General features: G+C 73.5%; 14 protein-coding genes. 9 read left to right on the top strand and 5 right to left on the bottom strand.

The genetic code is table 11. The annotated features are described in order from the left end of the window. Nucleotides 1–23: 23 nt before the first annotated feature. Nucleotides 24–473, bottom strand: a complete 450-nt coding sequence (locus tag ACLQ2U_RS05670) for a nitroreductase family deazaflavin-dependent oxidoreductase (RefSeq protein ID WP_425749465.1) — start codon at nucleotides 471–473, stop codon at nucleotides 24–26. An 18-nt stretch (nucleotides 474–491) separates the two neighbouring features. After that, a complete protein-coding gene (locus ACLQ2U_RS05665; protein WP_425749464.1) occupies nucleotides 492–980 on the bottom strand; it encodes an isochorismatase family protein in 489 nt (162 codons plus the stop codon). 357 nt (nucleotides 981–1,337) lie between these two features. Here ACLQ2U_RS05665 and ACLQ2U_RS05660 point away from each other — a divergent pair, with 357 nt between their 5' ends. The 3 genes from ACLQ2U_RS05660 (at nucleotide 1,338) to ACLQ2U_RS05650 (ending at nucleotide 4,964) form a co-directional block, all read left to right on the top strand. Further along, nucleotides 1,338–2,177, top strand: a complete 840-nt coding sequence (locus tag ACLQ2U_RS05660) for a lipase family alpha/beta hydrolase (RefSeq protein WP_425749463.1) — start codon at nucleotides 1,338–1,340, stop codon at nucleotides 2,175–2,177. 176 nt (nucleotides 2,178–2,353) lie between these two features. Continuing rightward, complete coding sequence (locus ACLQ2U_RS05655) at nucleotides 2,354–4,522, top strand: M48 family metalloprotease (RefSeq protein WP_425749462.1); 2,169 nt, start codon at nucleotides 2,354–2,356, stop codon at nucleotides 4,520–4,522. 22 nt (nucleotides 4,523–4,544) lie between these two features. After that, nucleotides 4,545–4,964 carry an effector-associated constant component EACC1 gene (locus ACLQ2U_RS05650; protein WP_425749461.1) on the top strand — a complete coding sequence of 140 codons (420 nt, stop codon included), beginning with the start codon at nucleotides 4,545–4,547 and terminating at the stop codon, nucleotides 4,962–4,964. Nucleotides 4,965–5,012: 48 nt separating this feature from the next. Here ACLQ2U_RS05650 and ACLQ2U_RS05645 read toward each other — a convergent pair whose 3' ends face one another. Beyond that, nucleotides 5,013–5,885 (bottom strand): aldo/keto reductase, encoded by an 873-nt coding sequence (locus tag ACLQ2U_RS05645; RefSeq protein WP_425749460.1) that lies wholly within the window; start codon nucleotides 5,883–5,885, stop codon nucleotides 5,013–5,015. Between the two features lie 148 nt (nucleotides 5,886–6,033). Next, a complete protein-coding gene (locus tag ACLQ2U_RS05640) occupies nucleotides 6,034–10,155 on the bottom strand; it encodes a PAS domain S-box protein (protein WP_425749459.1) in 4,122 nt (1,373 codons plus the stop codon). 251 nt (nucleotides 10,156–10,406) lie between these two features. Here ACLQ2U_RS05640 and ACLQ2U_RS05635 point away from each other — a divergent pair, with 251 nt between their 5' ends. The 6 genes from ACLQ2U_RS05635 (at nucleotide 10,407) to ACLQ2U_RS05610 (ending at nucleotide 15,215) form a co-directional block, all read left to right on the top strand. Next, on the top strand, nucleotides 10,407–10,772 hold the full coding sequence (locus ACLQ2U_RS05635; RefSeq protein WP_425749458.1) for a YciI family protein: 366 nt from the start codon (nucleotides 10,407–10,409) through the stop codon (nucleotides 10,770–10,772). Between the two features lie 107 nt (nucleotides 10,773–10,879). Further along, complete coding sequence (locus ACLQ2U_RS05630; protein ID WP_425749457.1) at nucleotides 10,880–11,014, top strand: hypothetical protein; 135 nt, start codon at nucleotides 10,880–10,882, stop codon at nucleotides 11,012–11,014. A gap of 222 nt (nucleotides 11,015–11,236) precedes the next feature. Further along, nucleotides 11,237–12,685, top strand: coding sequence for a pyruvate kinase (gene pyk / locus ACLQ2U_RS05625; protein ID WP_425749456.1), 1,449 nt, complete (start codon nucleotides 11,237–11,239; stop codon nucleotides 12,683–12,685). An 11-nt stretch (nucleotides 12,686–12,696) separates the two neighbouring features. Continuing rightward, on the top strand, nucleotides 12,697–13,578 hold the full coding sequence (locus ACLQ2U_RS05620) for an acyl-CoA thioesterase (protein WP_425749455.1): 882 nt from the start codon (nucleotides 12,697–12,699) through the stop codon (nucleotides 13,576–13,578). 45 nt (nucleotides 13,579–13,623) lie between these two features. Beyond that, complete coding sequence (locus ACLQ2U_RS05615) at nucleotides 13,624–14,094, top strand: RrF2 family transcriptional regulator (RefSeq protein WP_425749454.1); 471 nt, start codon at nucleotides 13,624–13,626, stop codon at nucleotides 14,092–14,094. 155 nt (nucleotides 14,095–14,249) lie between these two features. Beyond that, the gene (locus ACLQ2U_RS05610) at nucleotides 14,250–15,215 is read left to right on the top strand and encodes a sulfite exporter TauE/SafE family protein (RefSeq protein WP_425749733.1); all 966 of its coding nucleotides are present in this window, start codon (nucleotides 14,250–14,252) and stop codon (nucleotides 15,213–15,215) included. A 46-nt stretch (nucleotides 15,216–15,261) separates the two neighbouring features. Here ACLQ2U_RS05610 and ACLQ2U_RS05605 read toward each other — a convergent pair whose 3' ends face one another. Next, entirely contained in the window at nucleotides 15,262–15,870 is a 609-nt protein-coding gene (locus ACLQ2U_RS05605) for a DUF402 domain-containing protein (RefSeq protein WP_425749453.1), read from the bottom strand. Nucleotides 15,871–15,875 lie beyond the last annotated feature (5 nt).

Genomic DNA, 15,875 nt, shown 5'->3' with positions numbered 1-15,875 from the left:
GGCGAGGCCCTTCCCCGAGGGCGTTACTCCGCGTCATCGACGGACTGAGCGGGTTCGACGATGACGACGGGGATCTCGCGGTCGGTCTGCCGCTGGTAGCGGGCGTACGTCGGGAAGACCGCCGTCATCGCCTCCCACAGCCGGGCCCGCTCCTGCGCCGTGGCGGTCCGCGCCCGGGCCGGGAACCGCTCCGCGCCGACCTGGACCTCCACCTCCGGGTGGTCGCACAGGTTCAGATACCAGCTCGGGTGGCGCGCCGCGCCACCGTTGGAGGCGGCCAGCAGGTACCGGTCACCGTCCCGGCCGTAGATCAGCGCGGTACGCCGGAGCTTGCCCGACCGGCGGCCCCGGGTGGTGAGCAGCAGGGCGTCGTAGCCGTGGTATTTCCCGCCGTCGGCGCCGTCGGTCTCCAGGTATCGCCGCACGTGGCTGGCGACCCACCCGACGGGACTGTCGTCAATGGTCTCGGCCATCTCGGCAGGGTAGCGAAGTCAGCGGTAGTCGTCGGCGAAGCGGACCGCGCCGAAGCGGGGGAAGATTCGTTCGACGGTGAACTCGTGCTCGCCTGCGGTGAGGCCGGACATGGCGTCGGCGACGAACTCCAGCTCGTACCCGTGGTCGCTGGCCGCCCGGGCGGTCGACTCGACGCCCATGGTGGTCACCAGCCCCGCCAGTACCAGGGTGTCCACCCCGCGACGCTGCAACTGCTCGTGCAGGTCGGTGCCGTGGAACGCGCCGATGGTGCGCTTGACGACGACGATGTCGCCCGGCTCGACCAGGTCCTCGGCGAAGTCGCTGCCCGGCGGCTGCTCGGCCACGCCCGGTCGTTCGACCCGGACCTGTACCACCGGCCAACCCTGCGCCCGGAAGACGGTGGCGAGCCGGCGGCAGCGGTCGAGGACCTCGTCGCCGCGGTACGGGGCGACGTCGAGCGCGATGATCCGGGGCATCAGGTCGATGAGCACGAGGGCGGTTGCCACGCAGACGATCGTAGGTGGTGGATCACGGGTCGGTGAGCCGGCACTGGTCGTCGTCGAGCCGGTTGATGTTGATGCCGTCCGGCCAGACGTGCGGTGGTCGGCTCCACCCGCGCCTGCCAAGACCAGGACTCTCCGGGCCAGGGTCGCGCCGTTACGTACGCGCGGGCAGACATCGTCCCTTGTGGAACCGAATCGTGCGGATTGCCGCTTTGCGCCCCCGGCACGACAACGGGTTACCGGCGTGTAACTAGTCATTGACGAACGTGAATTGTGACGCGCATCATCGTCCCACCGATCGATCGGATCCCCCACCCGCCGTCCCGGCTCCCCGGGTACCTCCCCGCCGGAGGTGCAGCCATGCTGCTCCGAACGATCCTCGCCGCCGCCACGACAGCCACCGCCGTCGCCACCCTGCTCGTCCCGGCCACCGCCGCGACGGCCGCCCCGAACCACCCCGCCGCGGCCACCGCCTCCACCGCACCCGCGGCCGCCACCAGCGCCGCCACCAGCGCCGCCACCACGACCATCGTCGCCGCCAGCGCCAACCCCGTCATCGTCGTCGGGGGACTGATCGGCATCTCGATCGCGTACGAGCCGATCGCCGCCCGGCTGCGCGCCGACGGCTTCCGGGTCTCGATCTACCAGCTCCCCGGCCTCGGCTTCGGCGACATCCGGGAATCCGCCCGCGCCTTCAAGGCTTACGTCGACCAGGTCCGCGCCAGCACCGGGGCGTCCAAGGTCGACATCGTCGCCCACTCCGAGGGCGGCCTGGTCTCCCGCTGGTACGTCAAATTCCTCGGCGGCGTCGACGCGGTCGGACGGTACGTCAGCCTGGGCAGCCCACAACAGGGCACCTACGCCGCCAACATCCTGAAGTTCGTCGGGCTTGGTAGCTGCGCCGGCATCGTCGCCTGCCAGCAGATGTCGATCGGGTCGGACCTGATCAACGCCCTCAACGGCGGCGACGACACCCCCGGCGCGATCCGCTGGGCCACCGTGCGGACCTGGCAGGACGAGCTGGTGTGGCCGACCGGCAACGCCTCGCTCGCCGACGGCGCGACCAACGTGCTGATCCAGGGGTGGTGCCCGCTGCGGGTGGTCGGCCACCTCGGGCTGGTGCTCGACGGCACCACGTACACCGTGGTCCGGCAGGTGCTCACCGACGCCGCGGTCCGCCCCAACTGCTTCGCGCTCTGACCGTACGACGGCCGGCCGCCACCCCACGGGTGACGGCCGGCCGCGGCGCCCATGTCGGGTAGCCGACGCTCCCGGAAACGGGCCTGACAGGCATCAGGTCCGCTCGATACCCTGCATCGACCGTCCATGTATGACGGAGCTGGTAGCTCACGGAGACGTGGGGGAGGAGCCCGAGCATGACCGAGTCCCCTCCGGCGGTCCGGACCGCCGAGCCACCAGCGGATCCGCCCCAGTCGCCGTCGCGCATCACCAACCGGCCCCCCGGCTACCCGAGTGCCCTGGTCTGGCTCCGCGGGGGAATCCTGCGGGACTGGCGTGGCGTCGTCGGTGCCTTCGTCGCCACGTGGTTCTATCTGCCCCTCGCCTTGCTCCTGGCGGTCATCGGCGGCATCTCCCTGGGCATCGGCGGCCTGGTCGCCGGCGGCTCCGGGGCGGCCGACCAGCTGCCCTCCGTGCTGCGGGACACCCCGTTGATCGGCAGCCTGATCGACGCCGCCGTCACGGGATCGGGCGGTGTGCTCGGCGGCATCGTCGGTTTCGGGCTCGGCTTCGTGGGGGGCATCGTCCTGGCCCTCCTCTGGCCCTGGCGCGACACCCTCGACGAGCCGCTGGCCCTGCTGACCGGGCTGCTCGGCACGGCGGTGGCCGCCGTCCTGATCGGTGTGCTCTACACGCTCTACCGGGTGCTGCTGGAGCCCCGGCTGCTGATCGTGTCCGGGGCCCGGGAGCCGAGCCGGCGGGAGTGCGAGCGGCTCCTGCCCATCCTGGAGGACTGCGCCCGACGGCTCGGTCTCACCACCCTGCCGCGGCTGCTGATGGAGGACGACCTCGTCCTGACCAACGCCCGGACGTACGCGCGGCACATCGTGGCCACCACGAGCCTGCTCGGCGAGTCGGACGAGGAGATCGCGGCGCTGCTCAGCCACGAGCTGGTGCACTGGCGCACCGGCGACGAGATCACCAGCGCCTTCGTCCGGGGGGTCGCGCTGCCGCTGACCCTCGTGCACGCCGTCCCGGCCTGGCTGATGCGCACCTTCCCGCACCCGGGCACCAACTTCGTGGTGTTCGTGTTCTTCTGGCCGGTCCTGTTGACCATGAAGTACGTGGTGCTGCCCCTGCACGCCCGCGACGTCCGGGCGGCGGAGTACCGGGCGGACCTCGGCACGGTGCTCACCGGGCACACCGAGGGGATGCGCGGCATCCTGGAGCGCCGCCGGTCCTTCGAGAGCGGGCGCAGCGGATGGGACCAGGCGGTCTGCGCCACCCACCCCCCACACGAGCTGCGGCTGGACCGGCTCGAGGCGGCGGCCGCCGGGTCCACGGTCGGGGCGGAGAAGACGGCGGTCCCAGTCACCACGGACCTGCTCTTCGGCCGGCCGGGGCCGATCGGAAGTCTGCGTACCCGGCTGGTCGTCGGCGCCCTCGTCCTGGCGGCCTGCGTGGGCACCGGCTGGCTGGGCGTGGTGCAGTGGTCGTTCTTCCGGCCCCAGTCGGCGGTCGACGGCTACTTCTCCGCGCTGGCCGATCGCGACAGCGACGCGGCGCTGGAGCGGCTGACCCCGGAGGGCCGGGCGTCGGTCACCGACCGGGCGTTGCTCGCCCGACTGGTGCGAGCGGAGGGATACCAACCGCCGACCGACGTCACGATCACCTCGATCGAGCGGGACGACGCGCGGGCCACCGCGGAGGTCTCGTACCGGCTCGCCGGGCAGGAGCACACCACCCGCCTGTCGCTGAGCCGGGCCGAGTCCACCACCGCCGGCCTGTTCCACGGGTGGCACGTGGAGAACGGCCTGCCCAAGCTCGACGTCCCGGCCGGTCAGGTCGGTGCGATGGTCAACGGCGTACCGGTCCCGTCCTCCGAGGCGGGCTACCAGCTCTCGCTCCTGCCCGGGGGCTACACGGCGACCGGTCAGGGCAGCGCGCTCAGCGAGGTGGCGCCGCAGCCCGTGCAGCTGGACCCAGGGCAGTCGCAGGTGCTGTCCCTGAGCCCGGTGCTCAAACCGTCGGTGCCGGCGGCCGCCGAGGAGCGGGTCCGGGCGTACCTGGATGACTGCGCCAAGCAGCCGGCCGCCAACCCGATCGGCTGCCCGTTCCAGTACTACAGCGGCACGGTCGACAAGATCAGTTGGAAGATCGTCGAGTACCCCCGCCTGGCCGTCGAGCTCAACGGCCCCGCCTCGGCAGGGGTGAGCACGCCGTACGAGGGTCGGGGGAAAATCCGGGCCACCGGCACCCGGACCTACTTCGGCCAGCCGGAACCCTTCACCGACGAACAGGAACTCACCGTCTCGGGCGTCCTCACCGCCGACGGCGAGAACCTCACCTTCCGACCCACCGAGTAGACCGGAGCACAGGGTGACCACTGTGGACAGGCTGGATGGCCTTCCGGTCCAATTGATCATCAATCCCCGTCACCGGCAGCCGCCCCGGGTCGCGCTGATCGACTGGATCCAGCGCCAACCGGAGTACCGGGGGCGGGTCCGGGACGCCGGCGGATCCGGCGGTGGCCGGGCCGGCTTCAGCGACGCGGTCATCATCGCGGTGGTGGCGCAGGGCATGCTGCCGGGACTGTTCAACCTGCTCCAGTCCTGGGTCGACCAGCAGCGCGGCGAGGCCAGCGTCCGGATCCAGGCGGGCGACGCGGAGGTGGAGCTCCAGGTGACCGGGCGTTCCGATGCCGCCCGCCTGCTGGCGCAGGCAACCCAGGCGCTTCAGGCGGCCCGCCACGACGCTGGCCCGGATCCGGACGGCGGGTCGGGATCCGGGCCGGCGGCCGGTGGTTGACCACAACCCGCCCGTCCCGCTGCCGGTACGGGCGCGCCGCGGCGCGGCTCAGGCGGCCTTCGCCAGGGCCTCGTACTCGTCGTCGGTGAGCTGCACCTCGGCGGCGGCGATGTTCTCCTCCAGGTGGTCCACCGAGGACGTACCCGGGATCGGGAGCATGACCGGCGACCGGCGCAACAGCCAGGCGAGCGCGAGCTGCGCGGGCGTCGCGCCGTGCTCGGTGGAGATGGCGTCCAGCGGGCCGCCCGGCTTGGCCAGGTTGCCGGTGGCGATCGGGAACCACGGGATGAACGCCAGGTCGTTGCGCTCGCAGTGGTCGAGGACGTCCTCGGCGCTGCGGTCGGCGAGGTTGTAGAGGTTCTGCACCGAGACGATCGGGGTGATCTTCCGGGCCGCCTCGATCTGCTCGACGGTCACCTCGGACAGGCCGATGTGCCGGACCTTGCCCTCCTGCTTGAGCAGTGCCAGCTCACCGAGCTGATCCTCCAGCGGCACCTTCTCGTCGATCCGGTGCAGCTGGTAGAGCCCGATCGTCTCCAGGCCGAGGTGGCGCAGGCTCAGCTCGCACTGCTGGCGCAGGTACTCCGGGCGGCCGACCGGGCGCCAGTCGCCCGGGCCGGAGCGGGTCAGGCCGGCCTTGGTCGCGATGACCAGGTCGTCGGCGTACGGGTGCAGCGCCTCCTTGATCAGCAGCTCGGAGACGAACGGCCCGTACGAGTCGGCGGTGTCGATGAACGTCACGCCGAGCTCGTACGCCCGGCGCAGCACCCGAACCGCCTCGGCCGGGTCCTTCGGGTCGCCCCAGACCCCCGGGCCGGTGATCTGCATGGCCCCGTAGCCGAGCCGGTCGACCTGCAGGTCGCCGCCGATGCGGTAGGTGCCCGAGGCCTTTGCGGGCTGCGTGCTGGCACTGGTCACCATGAGCCGGTCCCCAATCCTTGCGTCGTCGTCAGCGGCAAATCTAGTCACTGGACCAAGGGCTTTCCCGCGGATCGCCGCCCGCAACGCCGACGCGCCGATTGTGGGCGGGGATTCGGACGGACGCGAGGTCGTACCGTCCGCGGCCGACTCAGCCGACGTGCCGGACCACCACCAGCGCCTGGTCGTCCTCGGAGCCGGAGAGCTTGGTAAGGATCGCGTCGGCGATCGCCTCCACCGGCTGGTCCCGCACCGGCACGATCACCTCGTGCAGCGCGGCCACCCCGGCGTCGTACGGCTGGTCGCGCCGCTCCACCAGCCCGTCGGTGTACGCCACCAGCAGGGCACCCGGACCGAACGGCACCGTGGTCAGCGGCACCGGGTCCCGCACCAGCCCGAGCGGCAGCGAGTTGCCGGTGAGCACCGTCTCCGGTGCCCGTCCGGGGTGGACCAGCACCGGGTGCGGATGCCCGACCCGGGCCACCGTGGCCTCGCCCGCCGCCGGGTCGACGATCATCGCCAGGCAGGTGCCCAGGAAGCCGACCCCGAGCAGCCCGGTCAGCCGCGGGAACACCTCCGCCAGCGGTACGCCCGTGCGGATCAGCGTGTTCAGCACCGTCCGAAGCTGCGCCATGTCGGCGGCCGCCTCCACCTGGTGACCCACCACGTCCCCGACCACCACCGCGAGCCGGTCGCCGTCGAGGGCGATCAGGTCGTGCCAGTCGCCGCCCAGATGCATGCCGCTCATCGCCGGCTGGTAGCGGGTGGTGATCTCCAGCCCGGCCGGGATGGTCGCCGCCGAGGTCCGCAACCGCCCCGCCAACCGGGTCACCAGGTTGTGTTCGGCGGCGGCCAACCGGACCCGTTCCAGGGTCTGCTCACACAGGTCGGCGATGGTGTCCAGCAACGCCAGGTCGCCCTCGCGCAGCGGGTGCTCCCGACGCCAGCCGAAGGCCAGCGCGGCGATCGGCCGGCCCTGGGCGTCCAGCAGCGGCAGCGCCACCGTGGTCACGATGCCGTGCGCCCCCACCGGGTCGGGCAGGCCGGGGAAGCGCGCGGCGAACTCGGCCCGGTTCCGCAGCACGATCCGCTCGCCGGTGCGCAGCGCCCGGGCGATCGGCCGGGGGTCGTCGATCGTCATGTCGTCGAAGGTCGCGGCGAGCGTGGCCGGCGCCCCGTCGTGCCAGAGCCGCACCCGGCGCCCCTCGTCGCGCATCGCGAGCCCGGGGCAGGCCGCGCCCAGCACCGCCGGCGCCGCACTCAGGATGACCTCGATCGCCTCCCGGGTGGACCGGGCCACGCTCAGCCGGGCGGCGAACTCCGCCATCGCCACCGCCGAGCCGGTCAGCTCGGCCCGTCGCAGCGCCTGGCTGCACAGCCCCGCCGTCGCGTCCAGCAGGGTGCGCCGCGGTTCGTCGTCGGCGACCGGGTGCTCCCACCGCACCTCCAGCGCGCCGAGCACCCCGCCGTCGCCGTCGCGCAACGGCAGGCAGACGCCCACGCCGTCGGCCAGCGGCACGGTGGCGTCGTCGCGTACCGCCCGGGCCAGCGGCGCGTCGGCCGTCACCGGCAGCTCTTCCGGCTCCGGGCCGCCGGCCACCTCCAGCGACGGCGAGCCCGGCGCGGCCAGCGCCACCCGCACCGCGGACGCCCCGACCACCGCCGGCACGAGGGAGGTGACCACCTCGACCATCGCCGCCCGCCCCCGGGCGGAGCTGAGCGACCCGGCGAGCCGGGCCAGCGACTCGGCCTGCCGCAGCGCCCGCTGCCGGTCGCTGATGTCGCGGGCCACCGTGGCGACGAACGCGGTGATGTCCCGCTCGTCCCCGGCGGTGACCGTGAACGTCTGGTGGTCCACGTCGAGCTGGGCGCCGGTGTCCAGCCGGACCAGCCGGCTCTCCGCCCGGTGGTGCCCGTCGCGCAGCGCGGCGGGGATCAGCTCCCGGCGCCACACCTCGCGTACCTCGGGGGCCGCGAAGTCGAGCAGCCGCAGGTCACCGACGTCGGCGCCGTCGGCCAGGCCGACGAACTCCCGGCCGGCCTGGTTGACGTAGACCGTCCGGCCGTCCGGGGCGGCCACCGCGATGAAGTCGCCGGAGCGCTCCACCAGCGCCTGGAACAGCCGCAGCTCGGCCTGGGTGGCCCGTTCCGCGCTGAGGTTCGTCGCGTACGCCAGCCAGCGCAACGGTTGGCACTCCAGGGCGACCACCCCGATCTGCACCGGGACGGGATGCCCGTCGGCGTGCCGGTACTCCTTGTCGTAGGTGCGGGCCCGGCCGGTGGTGCGCAGTTCGGCCAGCGCCCGGGCGTCCGCCTCCTCCCAACCGGGCGGGGTCAGGGCCGGCAACTCCAGCCGGCCCTCGACCACGTCCTGCGCGGTGTACCCGAGCATCGCCAGGAAGGCCTCGTTGGCCTCGGTGATCCGCGCCTCCTCGCCGCCGAACACGGCGAGCACGTCGGTGGCGGCCAGCCGTTCGAAGCGGGCCCGTTCGGCGCCGAGCGCCTCCAACAGCCGGGTGCGCTCGGTGACGTCGACGACGGTGAAGCCCAGCCCGACCAGCTCGTCGGTGTCGGCGATCCGGATCGGGAAGTAGCTCGCCACGAAGTGCCGGCGGCCGTCACCGGCCTGTTCCGGCTCGGCGGTGAACTCCGCGCCGACGATCGGACTGCGCTCCAGCGCCCGACGCATCAGCTCCTCGATCCGCGGGTCGTACGTCGGCAGGGCCTCGCTGGGCCGCCGCCCGAGGTGGGCCTCCGCCGGCAGCCCGTTGATGCGGGCCAGCGCCGGGTTCACCTGGAGGTAGCGCAGGTCGGTGTCGACCAGCCCGACCCCGACCGGGGCGCTGTCCAGCAGGGCCCGGCTGATCGCCGCGACGCGCCGGGCCGCCGCCTCCGCGACCACCCGGTCCTCGATGTCGTAGATGGTGCCGATCCACTCGCTGATCCGCCCGGCGGGGTCACGCAGGCTGGCGGCGCGGACGGCGACGTGGCGGTACCCGTCGCTGGCGGCGTGCCAGAGCCGTCCCTCCACCTCGAACAGCGGTGCCCGGACACGCAGCGACTCCCGCCACGCGGCCTCGATCCGCGACCAGTCCTCGGGGTGCAGCGCCGTGCTCCACCCGCCGCCGCGGTACTCCTCCCACCGCTGCCCGGTGAAGGCCTCCCAGGACGGCTGCGGCTCGATGACCGCGCCGGTGGCGTCGGCCGTCCAGACCACCGCGGTGGAGGCCTCCACCAGGGTGCGGAAGCGCTGGTCGGCGTGCTGCTGGGCGGCCCGGGCAGCCGCCTCGGCCCGGCGGTGCTCCCGCTGGTAGGCGCGGGCGCCGGCCAGGGCGGTGCCGACGTGTCCGGCCAGCAGCGCCAGGAAGGACCGGTAGCCGTCGTCGACCGGGCGCCCGGGGTTCAGCCCGGCCACCAGCACCGCGCTGGGCTCGCCGCCGCCGGGTTCCGGCACCGGCGTCAGCGCGACCACCGGCGTCCCCGGTCGGGTCGGGTCGCCGGCCGGGTCCCGCGGCAGCAGTCGGGTCTTCCCGGTGGCGAGCACCTCCGCCAGCGGCCAGCTCCGCGTGACGTCGTCCGGCACGGCGTCACCGCCGGCGCCGGCCAGCCGGAGCCCGTCCGGGCCGGGCAGGTAGAGCCGGACCAGCGGCAGCTCCGGGCTGCCCGAGAGGCTGGCCACCGTACGGCGGGCCACCTCCTCCGGCTCGACCGCGTCGACCAGGCCGGCGGCGAGGCCGCTGACCGCGCGCAGCCGGCGGTCGGAGATCACCCGCTCGGTGGTCTCGGTGACCGCGGTGAAGATGCCGCCCGGTGCGCCCGACTCGTCGATGATCGGGCTGTACGAGAAGGTGAAGTAGCACTCCTCGACGAAGCCGTCGCGGTCCAGTTCGAGGAGCTGGTCCTGGTTCCAGGTGGCCCCCTCGCCGGCCAGCACGCCCGCCAGCATCGGCCCGATGACCTGCCAGATCTCCGGCCACACCGCGGCGCCCGGCCGGCCCAGCGCGTCCCGCTTGGCGGCGCCGAGGATCGGCAGGTACGCGTCGTTGTGCAGCATCACCAGCTTGGGACCCCACCAGAGCAGGATGGGGAAGCGGGAGTGCAGGCAGATGGCGACGGCGGTGCGCAGGCTCTGCGGCCAGGAGCCGACCGGTCCGAGCGGGGTGGTCGCCCAGTCGTGGTCGGCGATCCGCACGCCCATCTCCCCGCCGGCGGCGAAGACGTCCCGCCACCGTGAGTCGTCCGGCGACGTGGCGCCGGACGGGGAGATCGTCACGTCGGGACCTCCGCTCGGCGGCGCGGGCGTTTCCCCGTCAGTCGGAACGTACCAGCGCCGGGCCGGTCCGGCGCCTGTGGATCATGGCGGTCCGGCGAAGCCGCGGACGAAGGGTCCACCGGGTCGGCGACCGGACGCGGGTCGGGGCAGTTGTCCGGAGCGGCCGCTGCGGCGGCCCCGGCCGTGGGACGCTGTGCCGAGTCGGGGGGAGCCGGCGCGGTCCGGGCGCCGGCAGCGCGGGAGGGGGCGCCATGACGGGTACGCCGCAGCTGGACTTCGCGCTCGACACGTACGAGTGCATCGTGCTCTACCCCGGCCCGGCCGGCCGGGCCCTGCCGAAGGAGACCGTGCAGCGGTTGCAGGCCGAGCACATCGAGCACATGCAGGCGTTGCAGCGTCGACGGATCGTGCTGGTCGCCGGCTCGGTCGACGGCCCGGCCCGGGAGCCGGCGCCCCCGATCGGCTTCGGCCTGGCCCGCACCGGCTCGGTGGACGACGTGCGCAGCGTGATGGAGGCCGACCCGGCGGTGCAGGCCGGGCTCTACCAGGTGGACGTGCTGACCTTCCTCTGCCCGGCCGGCTCGCTGGAGTTCCCGCTGGCCAGGAACGAGAGCTGAGGCGGACTGTCGGCAGGGTGACGGCGGCGCCGGCCGGACCGGTGTTGGCTGTGGGTGCCCGACCGGTGGGCGCGCCGGGCGTCGCCGGGCCGGGTCGAGGAGTCGCGATGACCTCCGCCCCCACCCCCGACCTACCGCACGCCGTCGCCCTCCTGCGGGCGCTGCTCGGCGCCCGGCTGCTGCGATCCGAGGGGGTGTTCTCCGCCGTACCCACGCTGCCGGAGACCACCCGTGGAGGGTGAGTGACGTCGCGGCGGGCGCGCGCCGCGGACGTGGGAGCGCCCCGCGGCGGGTGCGCCCGGGCGGTACGATTCCCGGCGCGCGGTCGCCGATGCCCGCCACTCACGACGTCCCGGTGCGGTCCCCGTCCGCCGGCCACGCGCCCGGTCGCGCATCGTCGGACAATTGTTCCGAAGTCCGCAAGGGGTCGGCCCGCAGGCCGACCCGGAGGAGAGACTAGCCTGATGGGCGTGACACGCCGCGCGAAGATCGTCTGCACTCTCGGCCCGGCCACCTCGTCCCCGGAACGGATCCGGGGGCTCGTCGAGGCGGGCATGAACGTGGCGAGGCTCAACTTCAGCCATGGCAGTCACGCCGACCACGAGGCGGTCTACCACCTGGTCCGTGAGACCGCCGACGCGGCCGGGCACCCGGTGGCCGTCCTGGCCGACCTGCAGGGCCCGAAGATCCGGCTCGGCAAGTTCGCCGACGGCCCGCACGAGTGGCGCACCGGCGACTCGGTGGTGATCACCGGCGACGACGTCGTCGGCACCAAGGATCGGGTCTCCTGCACCTACCGCAAGCTCCCGCAGGAGGTGAAGGCGGGCGACCGGCTGCTGATCGACGACGGCCGGGTCGCCCTCGAGGTCAGCGACGTCACCGGCAACGACATCCGCTGCCTGGTCACCGAGGGCGGTCCGGTCTCCAACAACAAGGGCGTCTCGCTGCCGAACGTGGCGGTCAGCGTCCCGGCCATGTCCGAGAAGGACGCCGAGGACCTGCGCTTCGCCCTCGGTCTGGGTGTCGACCTGATCGCGCTCTCCTTCGTCCGCTCGGCGGAGGACATCAAGCTCGTGCACGCGATCATGGCGGAGGTGGGCGTGCACCGCCCGGTGCTGGCCAAGGTCGAGAAGCCGGAGGCGGTCGACCACCTTGAGGCGATCGTGCTCGCCTTCGACGGCGTCATGGTGGCCCGCGGCGACCTCGGCGTCGAGCTCCCGCTGGACCAGGTGCCGCTGGTGCAGAAGCGCGCCGTGCAGCTCTGTCGGGAGAACGCCAAGCCGGTCATCGTGGCCACCCAGATGCTCGACTCCATGATCGAGAATTCCCGGCCGACCCGCGCCGAGGCCTCCGACGTGGCCAACGCGGTGCTCGACGGGGCGGACGCGGTGATGCTCTCCGGCGAGACCAGTGTCGGCAAGTACCCGGTGCTCACGGTCAGCACCATGGCCAAGATCATCACCACCACCGAGTCCGGCTCGATCGGGGTGCCCCGGCTCCAGCACGACCCGCGCACCCACGGCGGCGCGCTGACCGTCGCCGCCTCCTCGATCGCCCGGGCCATCGGCGCCAAGGCCCTGGTCGCCTTCTCGCAGACCGGCGACACCGTGAAGCGGCTCTCCCGGCTGCACTGCGACCTGCCGCTGCTGGCCTTCACCCCGGTGCCCGAGGTGCGCAACCAGCTCGCGCTCTGCTGGGGCGTGGAGACCTTCCTGATGCCGTTCGTCCAGCACACCGACGACATGTTCCGCCAGGTCGACCAGGCGCTGCTCGGCCTCAACCGGGCCAACCCCGGCGATCACGTGGTGATCGTCGCGGGCAGCCCGCCCGGCACCCCCGGCTCCACCAACACCCTGCGGGTGCACCAGCTCGGGTCGCTGGTGGACGCGGCCTCCGCGCGGGCCCTGCAGTGACCGAGGGCTCCGTGGCGACAGGGCAGGCGGCGGTCGACCAGCTGCTCGAGGTGCTCGACCTCGACCACATCGGCGAGATGACCTTCCGGGGGATGAGCCCTCCGGTCGGTCCCCAGCGGGTCTACGGCGGCCAGGTCGCCGGTCAGGCCCTGGTCGCCGCCGGCCGCACCGTCGAAGCGGAGCGCTTCGTGCACTCGCTGCACGGTTACTTCGTCCGCCCCGGCGACCCGGCGGAGCCGATCGAGTACCAGGTGGAGAACGTCCGGGACGGCCGGTCCTTCTCCGTCCGGCGCTCGGTCGCGCTCCAGCACGGCAAGCCGATCTTCTTCATGTCGGCGTCGTTCCAGCGGCAGGAGGAGGGTCTGGACCACCAGGCCCCCACCCCGCCGGACGTGCCCGGCCCGGACGACGTGCCCACCATGACCGACCGGCTCTCCCGCTACCCGGAGCGGCTCGGCATCTGGGGGCAGATCCCGCGCCCGATGGACGTCCGCTACGTCGGCGAGCCCGGCTGGGTGGCGCCCGGCGATCGCCCCGCCGACCCGTACCAGCGGGTCTGGATGCGCATCGACGGCAAGCTGCCGGACGACCCGCTGCTGCACGCCTGTGCCCTCACCTACGCCTCGGACCTGACCCTGCTGGACTCGGTGCTGTCCGTGCACGGCGAGGTCTGGGGCCCCGGTGGAGTGGTCGGCGCCAGCCTCGACCACGCGCTCTGGTTCCACCGGCCGTTCCGGGCCGACGAGTGGTTCCTCTACGACTGCTGGAGCCCGTCGGCCTCGGGCGCGCGGGGCCTGGCCACCGGGCGGATGTTCACCACCGACGGCCAGCACATCGCCAGCGCCGTGCAGGAGGGTCTGCTGCGCCGCGTCGGCGCGCGATCGAACGGGTGAGGGGCGGCAGACCGGGCGGCTGATCAGCCGACTAACCTTGCGGTCATGCGCCTCTCCGCCCGGGTCGACTATGCCCTCCGTGCGGCCGCCGAGCTCGCCTCGGTGGCCGGCGGTGCGGGTGCCGGGCGGTCCCGACCGGTCACCGCCGATCAGCTCGCCCGCGCCCAGGAGATCCCGCCGAAGTTCCTGGAGAGCATCCTGCTCCAGCTGCGCCGGGGCGGCATCGTGCACGCCCAGCGCGGCCCCGAGGGTGGCTACTGGCTGGCCCGCCCGGCTGCGGAGATCTCCCTCGCCGAGGTGATGCGGGTGATCGACGGTCCCCTCGCCCACGTCCGGGGCCAGCGCCCGGAGCAGCTCGGTTACCACGGCCCGGCCCGGGCCCTGCAGGACGTCTGGATCGCGCTGCGGGCCAGCGAGCGGGAGATCCTGGAGCAGGTGAGCATCGCCGACGTGGCCGCGGGCACGCTGCCGGTCCGGGTCAACGAGCTGGCCGCCGACCCGCGCGCCTGGAGCTGACCGGCGCCGACGCCCGACGCCGGCGGAGACGCCCGCCGTGACGCCCGCGCACCGGGTGGCGTCCCATCCACCGACACGGGACTTGACCATCGCTCCGTGGTGTCGCATTGTCGACCAAGTCGATAGGAGATGCCGAAAAAGTCGGAGAGGTGCTCGTGCGCAAGCTCCTGGTCCTCGCCCTGGTCGGGCTGGCCGCGCAGCTCGTCGACGGCGCGCTCGGCATGGCGTACGGGCTGACCTCGTCGACCCTGCTCCTCGTCGCGGGTGTCGCCCCGGCCGCCGCCTCCGCCTCGGTGCACCTGGCCGAGATCGGCACCACGCTCGCGGCCGGCGTCGCGCACTGGCGCTTCGGCAACGTCGACTGGCGGGTGGTGGGCCGGATCGCGGTCCCCGGCGCGCTCGGCGCCTTCGCCGGGGCGACCTTCCTCAGCTCCATCTCCACCGAGTCCGCCGCTCCCTGGATGGCCGGCATCCTGTTCACCCTCGGTGCGTACCTGCTCGTGCGGTTCTCCCGCCCGCTGCGCGCCAACCGGGCCGCCGGGCGGGTGCGCGGCCGGTTCCTCGGCCCGCTCGGGCTGGTCGCCGGCTTCGTCGACGCCACCGGCGGCGGGGGATGGGGTCCGGTGGCCACCCCCGCCCTGCTGGTCTCCGGCCGGATGGAGCCGCGCAAGGTGATCGGCTCGGTCGACACCGCCGAGTTCGTGGTCGCCGGCGCGGCCAGCATCGGCTTCCTGATCGGCCTGGGCAGTGAGGGCTTCCTGCTGCCCACCGTCGCGGCCCTGCTGGCCGGTGGCCTGGTCGCCGCGCCCCTGGCCGCCTGGCTGGTCCGGATCGTCCCGGCCCAGCTGCTCGGGGCGACCATCGGCGGGGTGATCGTGCTGACCAATGCCCGCACCCTGCTGCGCGCCGGTGACGCCGGCGGCGCGGTGCCGCCCGCGGTCTACGCGCTGCTCGCGGTCGGCTGGCTGGGCGCGCTGGCGCTGGCGGTGCGGGCGTTGCGCCGGACCCGCCGGGCCCGGGCCACGGGGGACGCCGCCCTCGCCGACACCGTGCCGGCTCCGACGCCGGCGGCCGCCGCGCCGGTCGATGCCACGCCCCGGTTCGCCGCCGCCGAGCGCTGACCGTCCCGGACGACCCGGCCGGGTACGCGCTCCCGCCGCCCGTCGGTCAGGTGAGGTCCGCCGGCAGGCGGAGCGCCGGCCAGGTCCGATCTGGACGGAAGTCGGTGTACGTGCCGTCGAACGGGAAGTCGCCCGCCTCGACCAGCGTGATGAGCCGCGCTCCCTCGGCGCGGACGGCGGCAGCGGTCGCACGGTCGAAGTAGAGCGGGTTCCCGATGCGCGCGTCGAACTCGTCGGTGTCCTTCCACTCCCACCGCCGCTCCGGCGTCACGACGAGGTCGAGGACGAGGTCGTTGGTGTCCACGCCGTCCGGCCGACGGGTGTACGGCTCTTCCAGGTTGACGTACCAGCCGGCGAAGGCGCCGTCCCGGAAGAACCACCACACCGAGTAGGCCGCGGTCGGCGGCATGAGCACCAGGATGTCGAAGTCCTGCCAGGTCAGCACGGTCAGCCTGGGATCGCGCATACGGTCGACGGTGATCTCGTGCTGGGTGTTGCCGTCGGCATCGATCAGCCGGGCGAAGTCGCTGCCGGCGGGATGCCAGAGCAGAAGCCCCCTGGTGTCGTCGGCGACCACGCGCATCGGCTGCATCCACGTACACCATCGCCCCCGGACGTACCGGCGGTTGATGATCTGGCCCGGCTCGAACGACATCGCGA

This window comes from Micromonospora sp. DT47 (genome assembly GCF_049844475.1).
Taxonomy (GTDB): Bacteria; Actinomycetota; Actinomycetes; order Mycobacteriales; family Micromonosporaceae; genus Micromonospora.
This window is presented reverse-complemented; position numbering and strand designations above follow the sequence as displayed.